This window comes from Paenibacillus sp. R-74696 (assembly GCF_055814915.1).
Map to the genome: position 1 here is coordinate 218,821 of NZ_JBPULM010000046.1, position 12,683 is coordinate 231,503.

General features: G+C 50.2%; 11 protein-coding genes. 3 read left to right on the forward strand and 8 right to left on the reverse strand.

Translation table 11 applies throughout. The features are described 5' to 3' along the window. The first annotated feature begins 78 nt into the window (after positions 1-78). Positions 79-1,605, forward strand: coding sequence for an FAD-dependent monooxygenase (locus tag ACSR9A_RS25535; RefSeq protein WP_473760608.1), 1,527 nt, complete (start codon positions 79-81; stop codon positions 1,603-1,605). 199 nt (positions 1,606-1,804) lie between these two features. On the opposite strand, the gene ACSR9A_RS25540 is transcribed toward ACSR9A_RS25535, so the two are convergent. The 5 genes from ACSR9A_RS25540 to ACSR9A_RS25560 all read right to left on the reverse strand — a co-directional run bounded on the left by ACSR9A_RS25540 (position 1,805) and on the right by ACSR9A_RS25560 (position 7,706). Further along, positions 1,805-2,884 carry a CHAP domain-containing protein gene (locus ACSR9A_RS25540; RefSeq protein ID WP_473760610.1) on the reverse strand — a complete coding sequence of 360 codons (1,080 nt, stop codon included), beginning with the start codon at positions 2,882-2,884 and terminating at the stop codon, positions 1,805-1,807. Positions 2,885-3,038: 154 nt separating this feature from the next. After that, positions 3,039-3,467: an L-fucose mutarotase gene (fucU, locus tag ACSR9A_RS25545; protein ID WP_056043218.1), complete on the reverse strand. Its 429-nt coding sequence runs from the start codon at positions 3,465-3,467 to the stop codon at positions 3,039-3,041. A 28-nt stretch (positions 3,468-3,495) separates the two neighbouring features. Continuing rightward, a complete protein-coding gene (locus tag ACSR9A_RS25550; protein WP_473760612.1) occupies positions 3,496-5,022 on the reverse strand; it encodes a rhamnulokinase in 1,527 nt (508 codons plus the stop codon). 39 nt (positions 5,023-5,061) lie between these two features. Beyond that, the gene (locus tag ACSR9A_RS25555) at positions 5,062-5,721 is read right to left on the reverse strand and encodes a class II aldolase/adducin family protein (RefSeq protein ID WP_473760614.1); all 660 of its coding nucleotides are present in this window, start codon (positions 5,719-5,721) and stop codon (positions 5,062-5,064) included. A 194-nt stretch (positions 5,722-5,915) separates the two neighbouring features. Beyond that, positions 5,916-7,706, reverse strand: coding sequence for an L-fucose isomerase (locus ACSR9A_RS25560; protein WP_473760615.1), 1,791 nt, complete (start codon positions 7,704-7,706; stop codon positions 5,916-5,918). Positions 7,707-7,924: 218 nt separating this feature from the next. On the opposite strand from ACSR9A_RS25560, the gene ACSR9A_RS25565 reads away from it, so the two are divergent. Next, a complete protein-coding gene (locus ACSR9A_RS25565; protein WP_473760617.1) occupies positions 7,925-8,938 on the forward strand; it encodes a LacI family DNA-binding transcriptional regulator in 1,014 nt (337 codons plus the stop codon). Positions 8,939-9,022: 84 nt separating this feature from the next. Here the strand turns inward: ACSR9A_RS25565 and ACSR9A_RS25570 are convergent, their stop codons facing one another. Beyond that, positions 9,023-10,084: a flavin-containing monooxygenase gene (locus ACSR9A_RS25570; protein ID WP_473760619.1), complete on the reverse strand. Its 1,062-nt coding sequence runs from the start codon at positions 10,082-10,084 to the stop codon at positions 9,023-9,025. 134 nt (positions 10,085-10,218) lie between these two features. Here ACSR9A_RS25570 and ACSR9A_RS25575 point away from each other — a divergent pair, with 134 nt between their 5' ends. Continuing rightward, a complete protein-coding gene (locus ACSR9A_RS25575; protein ID WP_473760621.1) occupies positions 10,219-10,566 on the forward strand; it encodes an ArsR/SmtB family transcription factor in 348 nt (115 codons plus the stop codon). A 143-nt stretch (positions 10,567-10,709) separates the two neighbouring features. On the opposite strand, the gene ACSR9A_RS25580 is transcribed toward ACSR9A_RS25575, so the two are convergent. Further along, positions 10,710-11,096, reverse strand: coding sequence for a MerR family transcriptional regulator (locus ACSR9A_RS25580; RefSeq protein WP_473760623.1), 387 nt, complete (start codon positions 11,094-11,096; stop codon positions 10,710-10,712). A 73-nt stretch (positions 11,097-11,169) separates the two neighbouring features. Continuing rightward, positions 11,170-12,150 (reverse strand): aldo/keto reductase, encoded by a 981-nt coding sequence (locus ACSR9A_RS25585; protein ID WP_473760624.1) that lies wholly within the window; start codon positions 12,148-12,150, stop codon positions 11,170-11,172. Positions 12,151-12,683 lie beyond the last annotated feature (533 nt).

Here is a 12,683-nt window from a genome sequence, read left to right on the forward strand (position 1 = left end):
TGGAAACAATATTGACAAAGGAAGGAGTGGCATCTATTATTGTTTCATGGAAACCAAAATGATAGTGGAGGAATATAAATGAACGTTGACGTACTCATCGCCGGAGCCGGACCAACCGGCTCCACGCTAGCAGCAGACCTTCTGCGGCGCGGCCTTCGTGTCCGACTGGTAGATAAAGCACCGCATGCCTTCAAGGGCTCTCGTGCAAAGGGGGTCCAGCCGCGAACCCTCGAGGTGTTTGAAGACCTCGGTATTCTGGGCGAGGCTCTCGTGGAGGGCGGCCCATACCCGCTCGCGGGACTCCATTTCGGACCAATCACTGTGCCTTGGCGGATGCAGCAGCGGAACAAGCCAACGCCTAACGTGCCGTATCCGAACATCCTGCTGCTGCAGCAGCATCGCACCGATGCCATCCTGCACCGTCTGCTCGATCGCCTCGGGCTAGGAATCGAGTTTGACACAGCGGTGGTGGGTTTCGAACAGGATGCCGATGGGGTGACGACGACTCTCTCAACGGGGGAGAAGGTCCGCAGCAGGTATCTGGTCGGGGCCGACGGCGGCTCGAGCTCGGTCCGCAAGGCCTCTGGTATTCGATTCATCGGAGATACCGCCGACTCCGACCGTACGCTCATCATCGACTGTACAATCGACGGACTGTCACGCAATCGGTGGCATATGTGGCCACGAACGCACGGCAAGTTTGTCGGAGCATGCCCATTGCCCCACTCTGACCAGTTTCAGGTCATGATCCGGCTGACACCAGACGAGACGCCTGACCTCGACGAAGCTGCTCTAGCCGCCCAGTTCCATAAGCTCACCGGTTTCCGGCTCCACAGCATCACCTGGACCTCGGTGTTCCGGCCCAACGTCCGGCTCGCCGAGCACTACCGGGCGGGCAACGTCTTTCTCGCAGGCGATGCTGCCCACGTCCACACCCCAGCTGGTGCGCAGGGCCTCAACACAGGTGTGCAGGACGCCTACAATCTTGGCTGGAAACTCGCTCAGGTCATCGCTGGTGCTCCCGACAGCCTCCTCGATAGCTACGAGACCGAACGGCAGCCAGTTGCTGCACGCGTCCTCGGCAAGTCCAGTGAGCTGTACTCCCGTCTTGACCAGCAACGTCTCTCGACCCTTAAGCGCGGAGACGAGGAGCGGCAGCTCGGACTTTCGTACCATCGCGGGCCGCTCGCCCCTGCCGACGCGCCAGCCACCAAAAACCTGCATGTGGGTGATCGGGCACCGGACGCGCCCTGCAACGGACCAGGCGGGATACGGCGTCTGTTCGACGTCTTCCAGGGACCGCACTTCACCATACTGGCCTTCGGAGCGAACGCCGCCAAAGTACTCCCCGAGTTGAGCTGGCCGAACGGCGGCGCCGATTTGCACCGTTACGCCGTCAATACTGGGCACGGAGTCGATCCCAATTGCCTCAATGATATTGCCGGCAAGCTGACCAGCATGTACGGCATTACTGGCGATACGTTAATGCTAATCCGACCAGACGGTTACATCGGAAGCATCATCACAGCCAATTGGTTGGCAGCCTTCGACAATGTGACTAGCACCATTACTCAGCCACTGATAAGTTTGGCCCACTCGAAATGATATTTATTGCAGGAAATGAGCGAAGTACGCCCCATTATGTAATATTACGTCCTTTACCAGCGACCTGACTTCTCTGTGATACGGTTCTCCACGCTGTCTGTAACTTCAAGTTTTAGAGCCATCCTTTGCGGGATGGCTCTTTATTTGGAATATTGAATTTAACTATCTGTTGAGCAACAAAATGACCCTGCGTTTTAAATTAACGGATAGGCTTATATTCCCCATCGAAATTAAAAAAATAACCGTTGTCTATACGGATATATCCGAAAATACAATGGTCTCTATCCCTGTATAAAACACCAGAGCAGTTTTTATTGTCTAGGTTACCTTCTGCAACCTTAATTTTGTTGTCCTCACAAGCTATAACAATTCCGATATGATCGTGAGAGTGATCAGTCAAAAGCTTCTCGTAAATAACGATATCCCCACGCTTTGGTGTAAATCCATCTTGTTTATCTCGATAGAAAAACCCCGTTTCAGGCAGTTGGGCCCAATCCAGCCATGCGCCAACCCCAGCTAATCGATACATGCGATTCGGATAGCGAATGGGCAATCTTATGCCCACCTCCATACAGCAGTAGTAAACGAATGCCGCGCACCAATTCCCTTCCAGCACTTTATAGATATCAGTGTCCGGCCAATACTTGCAAATTTCCTGGTAGCGTTCATCTTCCGGGATGCCAATAATATTTTTCCCTGCAAAAATTTCTGAAAAATCTGCCAGCCTAAGACGTCTGTCATCCGCAGAACTCTCCATCGTTTCCGTGTCGACGTTAAATTCCGTCCCTGCATACTCATCATTAATCCCAAATTCAATAAACACATTTTGCAGTCTATGTATAACCGCCTTGGATGAATAGTTACCTGTATTCTGAAAATACATCTCCAATAAAATAGCATCTTTAATGATTTCCTCGTAGGGGTCCTGCGTTCGATGTATAGCTTCTTGATAAAAGATCGCTCGAAGAATGACATGCTGCTCTTCGTCAGAAAAGAGCTGCGTACTGCGCAGTATAGATCTTACCGCATCTGCACTGTTTGGACCAGGAAAGTCTTTAATACCCGTTCTATAGAAATAATAACTGTGAAGCAACCCGGCGATCCCGGCAATTTCCGGATCTTGTCCTCTTCTCATAGCAAGCATCGAAGCGAAATTTGATACCCCATAAAGATGTACTTCGGTTTTATTTTTATAGCCGATCTCCCCTGTATGTAAGAGCATTTCTTGAACAAGACCACGAACACTTTCAATCCGCTTAACCTTCTTCTCTCCGATCAAAATTTCGCCCCCTGCCCTTCAATCATGCTGACTCAAGAAAGTTAATTAAAAAACTTGCCCCAACTTATGGTACGCTTCACCATAATATATGTAAACAAAAAAACGGCACAGAATGTAACGAAACATTCCCGTGCCGTTTTGACGTCTGAATAGGCTATTTAATAACGCCTTTTTTCAAAATAATATTCGCATACAGCGCCTGCTCGCCAGTTGCCACAATGGCGTAAGCCTTCTTCGCCCGCTCATAGAAAGCGAAGCGCTCCACTTCCTCAGGCTTCTCGCGTACTGGCGTATGCTGCTCTATAATGAGCTGATACTGCTCCCAAATTGGCGTCTGCACCGTATCGCCAGGAACAACCTGCATGAGCGCCGCTGGCCGCTCCACATATTGGTCCAAGGGAAACAGCGGCAATATCGCTTCCAGCAGCTCCGGAATGCCGTGCCCGTCCGCCCGGACAACTCGCTGCGCGTGGCTCATGACTGGGAAATTGCCGTCGGCCAGCACGATTTCATCGCTGTGGCCCATTTCCATTAATATTTTCAGAAGCTCTGGTGAAATTAATTTGGATATCCCATGCAGCACCTTAAACACTCCCTTAGTATGATTGAAATTAAGACTTCACCTGCAAAGCGACTAACCGCAGATAAGCCTCGTAAGCCTGCTCCCATACTTGCTGCTCCGCTGGCGCCGGCTCATAGGCATCCATCTCAAACGATGCCGCCGATAGCTGCCGTGCCTCCTGCAAATTCGCACATTCCCCTTGGGCAATGAGCTGGACGAGCATATTGCCGATTGCGCTCGCTTCGACCGGCCCTGCCCATACCAAGCGGCCAATCGCATTCGCCGTAAAGCGGCAGAGCAGCTTGTTCTGTATGCCGCCGCCAACCATGTGCAGACCGGAATAGGCCTCTCCGGTTAGCTGCTCCATTTGCTCCAGCGCGTAACGGTATTTCAGCGCCAGACTTTCAAGAATGCATCTCGCTATTTCTCCCCGCGACTGCGGCACAAGCTGCCCCGTCTCCTCGCAATACTGCTGCACATTTCGAATCATGCCCGAAGGGCTGTAAAACCGCAGATCATCCGGATGGATCAGGCTGCGGAATGGTTCCGCCTGCTCCGCTTCGGCCGCAAGCTGGGCGAATGACAGCTCTTCTCCTTGCGACTGCCATTCGCGGTGGCATTCCTGCAAAATCCACAAGCCCATAATATTTTTGAGCAGCTGATAGGTCCCGCCGACTCCGCCTTCATTGGAAAAATCGAGCGCCAGCGCCTCTGGCGTCAGCATCGGACTCGCAAGCTCGGTGCCGAGCAGCGACCACGTGCCGCATACCAAATAGGCAAAAGCTTTCCCGCCTGCCGCTGGCACAGCAGCAACCGCTGATTCCGTATCATGCGTGCCTACGGCAATCGCTTCAATCGGCGGTACAGCCAGCTCCTCGCATACTTCCGCTGTAAGCGGCCCAATGCGCTGTCCCGGATGAATCGGCGCAAGAAACAGCTTCGCTGGAATGCCGAGCTGCTGCATAAGCGGCTCATTCCACTGCTGCCGCTCGGGATGAAACAGCTGCGTCGTAGTCGCCATCGTAAATTCACATACCTTCTTGCCTGTCAAAAAATAAACGAGCAAATCCGGTGTCAGCAGCAGCGTCTCGGCGGCCGCCAGCTTGGGCGAGCCTGCCTTGCTCATCGCATACAGCTGATAAATTGTATTAAAGGGCATGAACTGGAGTCCACCCTGCTGATACTGCTCCTCTCGGCTCAGCAGCTGCTCTACCTCTTCGATCAAGCCTTCCGTCTGCGGGTCGCGGTAATGATACGGATTGCCCAGCAGCTCACCTTGTGAATCCAGCAGGCCAAAGTCCACTCCCCATGTATCTACGCCAAAGGTGGCCGGCTGATAGCCCTGCCGGAATGCCTTGCGAATGGCAGTCTTCATCTCCTGCAGCAGTCGCAAAATATCCCAGTGCAAATGCTGTCCTACTTGTACCGCATAGTTGGGAAAACGATGAAGCTCGGTCACCTCTAGCTTGCGCTTGCCCTCTGCATGCACAGCAAGCTTGCCGATTAGCGCCCTGCCGCTGCTTGCGCCCAGATCAAAGGCAAGCACGGTCGCCGCCGTTTTCGCTGCATTTGCCATCCCCTGCACTCCTCCTCTTCCTAGCGGATTCAACGCAAACTACTGCATTTTTTGCAGCAGCTGAATGCGGTATGCCTCGCTCTCCAGCGATGCGATTTCTTCAAATTCTTCCGTCGTCAGCACTTTTGGCTCTTTGATGGCTTTGGCGATCAGGAAAATTTTTGCGCTTTCCTCTACAACCTCCGTGCGGTAGTAGGCTTCACGCAGGTTTCGTCCTGTCGTTACCAGTCCATGATTGCCTAGCAAAATCGAGCTCGCAGCATTCACTTTCTCCACTAGCGCATCAGCGAGCTTATCTGTAGTAGGCAGAACATACGGAATATATACCGTCTTGCCTACTAGCGCTGCCTGATCGGGGAACATAATGGGCAGCTCCTGCTCCACAAGTGTAAAGGCGATGCAATAAGGCGGGTGCGTATGCACGATGGCTCCAATATTCGGGTTCGCACGGTAAGCATACAGATGCATCAGCACCTCGGACGATGGCCGGAAGCCCGTATCCGTTACGGCTCCAGTCTCAATATCGACCTCTACCCACTGCTCCGGCTCAATTTCATCCAGTGCAAAGCCGCTCGGAGAAAGATACATTTTGCCCTCATGCTTCGCGCTAATGTTGCCACCTGGACCAACCACCAGACGGTTCGCGACCGTCTTTTTTGCATATTTGCATAGTTCCTCTCTCATTTCCATGCTGCCCATTTCTCTCTTCCTCCTCTATCTGATTGAACCCATGAAGCTGCCGCCCCAAATGATCGGAACGGCAGCTTATAGATGACTCATTCAATTATTCAAAATATAAGAATTTATAAGTTTTTCACGTATAAATAGGCTTATATTTCTCGGACTGAAACGCACCGCGCCGCCAGAGGACGGAGGGCAACCGTTTCACCTTGTTATTTATACAATGGCCCGAAGTTGTCGCAAGCGCGGTAATCTGCGCTTTCCGCATTACTCGTGCCGAACAAGCCCCAAGCGCGTGGACGGAACAGCTTCTCCTCTGACACATTGTGCATATTGACTGGAATACGCAGCATCGAAGCAAGCGTAATTAAATCTGCGCCAATATGCCCGTAGCTGATAGAGCCATGATTTGCGCCCCATTGGTCCATCACTTCATAAACGCTGCGGAATGCACCGCTGCCTGTCAAAATCGGAGCGAACCATGTCGTCGGCCAAGTCGGATCTGTCCGTTTGTCGAGCACATCATGAACGCCTTCTGGCAGATCAACCGAATAACCTTCGGCAATTTGCAGAACGGGACCAATGCCCTTAACCAAATTGATTCGGGACATCGTCATCGGCATGCCGCCGCGGGTCAAATAGTCGGAGGAATAGCCGCCGCCGCGGAAATACTCGACCGATGCCGGACGCCACGATGTTGCTTTCAGGCAATCCGCCGCCTCCTGCTCAGAAATTTCCCAATGCGGCTTAAGCGCAGGCTTACCATCCAGCTGCTGCTCGCCTGTGCCGTCAAGCGTCGCCGAACCGGAGTTGATTAGGTGCAAAATGCCGCCCGCTGCATGGCCTTCCAGCTTATGGCCCGTTACGCGTTCTACCGAATCAGGACTCCAATACGTCCGCACATCGGCGAAAATTTGCGCCGTATTCGTCAGCAAATTGCCGAACAGCATCGCAACGCCGTTCAAGCTGTCATTTTCCGTTGCTACCGTGTAAGGTGCGCGGATGCCGTTCCAGTCGAACGAGGAGTTAAGCAGTGTTTCCATGAAATCGCCGTTTGGAAAATGATCCGTCCATTGGCGCTGCCCCTGGAAGCCGGAAACAATCGCATTGTGGCCCATCGCCTCTTCCCCGAAGCCAAGCTCCGCAAGACGCGGATTGCCGACCATCAGGTCGCGGGCTATCATCGTCATTTTCACAACGGTTTCCCAATCCTTATCCTTCTGCTCTCTGGAGGTCTGGATTTGCGCTGGATTGTTGTCTGCTCCCTCTGGACAGTTTTCCTTCACCCATGCGAGCGCACGAGCAAATTCTTCACCATCATAAATTTCCTCTTCGAAGCGGCGGACGAATTCCGACATATCCACATACTCGGTACGCATGCCCAAATATTCCTGGAAAAAAGCATCGCTTACGATCGAGCCCGCGATTCCCATGGATACGGAGCCCATCGACAAATAAGCTTTGCCGCGCATATAAGCTACAACAAGACCCGCTTTCGCGAAGCCCAGCAGCTTGCCCTTCACATCCTCAGGGATGCTCGTGTCGCCAGAATCCTGTACTTCCTCGCCATAAATGCCGAAGGCCGGAAGGCCCTTCTGCGCATAGCCGGATAGTACAGCGGCCAAATATACGGCGCCTGGACGCTCTGTGCCGTTAAAGCCCCATACCGCTTTCGGAATGGACGGGTCCATATCCATCGTCTCGGTGCCATAACACCAGCATGGCGTTACGGTGATAGATACGCCTACGCGCTCGCGGGCAAATTTGTCCGCGCAAGCTGCCGCTTCCGCTACACCGCCGATGCAGCTGTCCGCAATGACGCATTCAACCGGCTCGCCGTTCGGATAACGCAAATGCTCGCCGATGAGCGCCGCTACCGATTTTGCCATATTCATCGTCTGCTCTTCGAGCGATTCGCGAACACCCTTACGGCGTCCATCGATCGTAGGACGAATACCTATTTTAGGGAAACCGCTTTCAAAACGATGCTTTTCTTGTGTCACTATTATCCCTCCAATACAAGCGTAAACGGCTTTTGCCGTCCTCTGGCGGCAAAGCTTCCGTTTCGCGATGAAATATAAGTGCATAACCAGCTGCTTGAGTTAGTGTTGAGTTATCGGTAACTCTAATTTATCAAGCTTGAGGGTTGCTGTCAATGGCTCTCTTTTGTAAGATGGTAGAATACAAAACGATTGGGATGAATAGATAAGGAGCAAGCCGCATGGTTACGATTTACGATATCGCTCAGCGATCCGGGGTTTCGGCGATGACCGTATCGCGAGTGATCAATAACACAGGCCGAATAAGCGACAAGACGCGGGCAAAGGTCAAGAAAGTGATGGAGGACATGCACTATGTGCCGAACCAGATGGCGAGAAGTCTGGTGCTCCAGCATACCCGCCTGCTGTTTTTGCTTATTGCCGATATTACGAATCCGTTTTATACGACGCTGTCACGGGGAGCAGAGGATGCCGCTACGAAAAATGGCTACAAGCTGCTGTTCGGCAACAGCGATGAAAATTTAGAGAAGGAATCGGATTATATCCATACGATTCTAACGACGCGGGTCGACGGCGTGATGATGGCGCCAACTGGCGACCCTTCCCTGCCCAATCTGGAGTCGCTGCTTCAGCATCAGACCCCATTCGTGCTTATTGACCGCGAAGTGCCAGGGGTTGAATGCGATATCGTTCTTGGGGACAGCAAGGAAGGCGCCCGCCAGCTTGTGGATCATCTTGTGGAGCGGGGGCATACGCGAATTATGATGGTCAACGGCTCGCAGTCGAGCTCCAGCGCCCGCCTTCGCTTGCAAGGCTACAGGGAGGCGCTTCAGCTCAATGGGCTGGCATATGAGCCTGATTATTTATTCGAGACCAGCTTCGGCCCGCAAAATGATCTGTCTGCCATGAATGCCTGGATCGACAGCATAAACCCTCTTCCGACCGCAATCATTGCTGGAAACAACGTCATTGCCATAGAGCTGATTCGCCTGCTCCAGCAGCGCGGCCTGCGTATACCAGACGATATTTCTATCGTATGCTTTGACGATTTCGGCCCTTATGCGGAAATTAATCCGTTTGTGACCGTTGTCGCCCAGCAAGCCTACCAGTTCGGTTATCTCGGCATGCAAATGCTCATAGACCGTATCCAGAATGGCAGCGCCTCCGGGCCGTGGAGGAAAGTCGTGCTGCCTGCGGAGCTCATTGTAAGAAGCTCCGTCAAGCAGCTCGGTTAAGCGGTCAGGCGGCATTAATAGAAATAGCGGCGGCCAAGGACAGGAAATTTAGTCCTCAGCCGCCGCTATTTTATTAAACAAGCTTTAATTATTAGTCAGAGCTAGATGATCTACTATTTTTTGAGCGTCATATTTTACCCAACCCAATAGTGCCGACCCTCTGGAGCTTTGCCATGGCAAACCGACGAAATACAATCCCGAAACCGGGGATACACCTTCATTATGCTTAATCTGACCATATGAATCAAATGCATTCTGAATGTCAATCCAATGGTCATCGCGCTTGAAACCAGTAGCCCAAATGACATTTTTAACCTCTATTTCGTTTCCATCCTCACAGATAACACGGTCGCCAATCGCATTCATTACGCGAGAAAAGACCTTTACTTTCCCCTCTTTCATCAGCTGCTTCAGTTCGAATCCATATACTTGCTCTGGCTGGTTTTGCAACCATTTCCCAATCGAGCTTTGCGTACTTGCACGAAGAAATCCGAGTTTTTCAAAGTACCAGAAAATGCTGCGACTTATAATATATAAAGGCTTGAACGAAATATTACGAGCTACGGATATATAAACCGATCTGGGTTTATCCTGATCCTGAGCTAACTCCACTGCTATTTGGGCACCTGAATTTCCGCCTCCCACAACGATCGTGTTTCCGGGGCTTAGTTGTTCTGGATTTAAGTATTCTGAGGAGTGCAGCTGGATTACATTCTCTGATAATGTTTTGGAAAAGGATGGAACATTTTTCACTTGGAATGGACCTGTTCCCACGATAATGCTGCGAGCCTCAATAATTCCATCTGCTGTTTCTGCTTTAAAATGGCCGTCTTTCCAAAGTCGTTTAACAAGACAATTCAGCTTGATCGGAAACGCCATATTTTTCGCATATGCTTCAAGATAGTCTGCAATCTCATCTTTACTCGGCAGACCATTCTGAGTTCCTTCTAATGGCATGCCAGGCAATCCATCATACATGCGTGGTGTAAAGAGATGCAGCGAGTCATAGCGCCGCCGCCAAGAATCCCCTATTGATGCTGCTGCTTCCAAAATGATAAAGCTTAAGCCACTCTTTTTCAGATAATATCCTGCAGCTAGCCCCGCTTGTCCTGCCCCTATAACCAACACATCATACATATGTATCATCCTTCCATCAACTAGCTTGAGCTCCGCTCTTTCACACTTAAAACCATCAATCAAACATATATTTGATTGTATAATTATAATATGCTAAGCTGATAACAATCAATCATTAATGTGAATAAGGATGCGGGTGCATTATGAAAGATAGCTGTGAAATATATTGTTATGACGAGCCGAAAGTACGCAAGGTGCAGCATGCTCTAGAGCAGCAAAACATTGAAAGCATGGCCAAGCTGTTTAAAGCACTTGCCGATGAGACAAGGCTAAAGGTCGCAATTGCTTTATGCGAAGAGGACGAACTATGTGTGTGTGACGTGGCAAATATTACAAACTCCTCGCTCGCAACCACCTCGCATCATCTGCGAACGTTAAAACAACTTGGATTAGCCAACTATCGGAAGGAAGGAAAGCTTGTGTTTTATTCGTTGAAGGATGATCATATACGCCAATTAGTTCAGATTGCGTCAGCACACAGCCAGGAGTAGATTGCAGCTGCAGCGATATGAGCGCAAAAAAAAGGCCAACCAGTAATCCCTAGTTGACCTAAGCTTACGATACGTATGGTTATACTTCCACTAGCTTAACAAATGATCGACCTTCGTCAGTACAATGAACTACAATTTAACTCTTAGTTTTGAGCTCTGCTTAGTGTTTTTTCCTTCTTCACGATCGTCTGCTCATATCTTTCAATTTTGTCATCCATGCGTTCAAGCACCCTCTTCATTTCTTCCATTCGTGCTCTAAGCAGCTTGCGCTGATCGATCAGGAGCTCTTTTCTGGTCTCTTGCGTTTCATCCCCCTGTTGAAACAGCCCCAAATATTCAATAAGGACCTCAACTGGAAGACCAGCGCCCCGCATACACTTGACAAATTCAACCCACCGGCAATCTTCTTCGGTATAGTCTCTAAGTCCGCTTTTATTGCGATTCACTCGTGGAATAAGCCCAATTCGTTCGTAATAGCGAAGCGTATCCTGTGACAGCTCAAATTTTTCGCTTACTTCTTGTATAAACATGGCGATTTCACCTCCTCATTTAAAATAAAGAACGCCTATGGAAATGGCCTAGCGTTCTTGTCCTATATTCATATTAAACGGCACCAATGACCGGATGAGGAACGTATGGCTCTTCCAGCGACGCAATTTCTTCAGGTGTCAATTTAATGGATAGAGAAGCTGCCGCATCCTCAAGATGAGATATTTTCGAAGCGCCAACAATCGGACCCGTGACTTGTTCTTTCTGCGCCACCCAAGCAAGCGCGATTTGAGCACGGGGAACACCGCGATTTTCGGCGATGGCTGCAACGCGCTCCACAATCAATCGATCCGTATCTGCTGTCGCATCGTATTTCGATTTTTGAACTTGATCGGTTTCGGAGCGATGGGTCTTCTCCGACCAATCACGTGTTAATCTTCCCGATGCCAGCGGGCTATAAGGAATGACACCGATTTTTTCTTCCTTGCAAAGAGGCAGCATTTCCCTTTCCTCTTCACGATAGATGAGGTTTAGATGGTTTTGCATCGACACAAACTTCGTCCACCCATTTTTCTCAGCGGTATATAGAGCCTTCTGGAACTGCCATGCATACATCGCGGAAGCTCCAATATATCTTGCCTTCCCGGCTTTCACCACATCGTGCAAAGCTTCCATCGTCTCTTCTATAGGCGTATTATAATCCCAGCGATGAATTTGATAAAGGTCTACATAATCGGTTCCCAATCGCTTAAGGCTTTTGTCTATTTCACTCATGATGGCCTTCCGAGAAAGACCTGCACCGTTCGGTCCTTGATGCATACGGAAATGTACCTTAGTAGCCAGCACAATTTCATCACGATTCGCATAATCCTTCAGAGCCCGTCCAACAATTTCCTCGCTCGTTCCGTCTGCATACACATTGGCTGTATCAAAAAAATTAATACCAAGCTCTAACGCTTTTTTTATAATAGGACGACTGTGCTCTTCATCAAGCAACCATGGATGAACCCACCGCTCTGCTTCACCAAAGCTCATACAGCCAAGACAAAGCTGAGATACATCCAGGCCGGTATTTCCAAGCTTCACATATTCCATTTGATCGTTCCTCACTTTCAATAAAGTACTGTTTCCTTCGTATGTAGTTTAACCTCTGGAGTTAGCTCCAAGTCAAGCGATTATATGTGCGGCCCAAAAATTGGGCACTTAACCTAGTATCACTAGGCTAATGTGCATCATACATTGCCATATAAGTTTCCATGAATGCTTTGAACAATGAAATGTAAAAGGAGTTATTCATCATGTGGGTTTATGTTCCTGATTTTTATTCTCGTGCGTTTGGACCGTTTGGAATTCCAGGGCCTTCAATGCCACCGCCAATCGTTCCTCCTTTTTTCCCTCAACCAGGCATGCCAACATTTCCAAGCCCGCAGCCTCCCGTTCAACCACCTAATCAAGGAGGTCCTCCTGCTTTCGCTCCGCCTTCTACCATTCCACCCAGACCACCACAATTGCCACCGGGAGCTACCACGTTAATAGATTCAGGTGCAATAGCTGGCTGTCGAAACAAATTCACGTATATTTGGCAAAGCAATGGCGCTTCCTACTGGATGTTTCTTACTTTCGTTGGG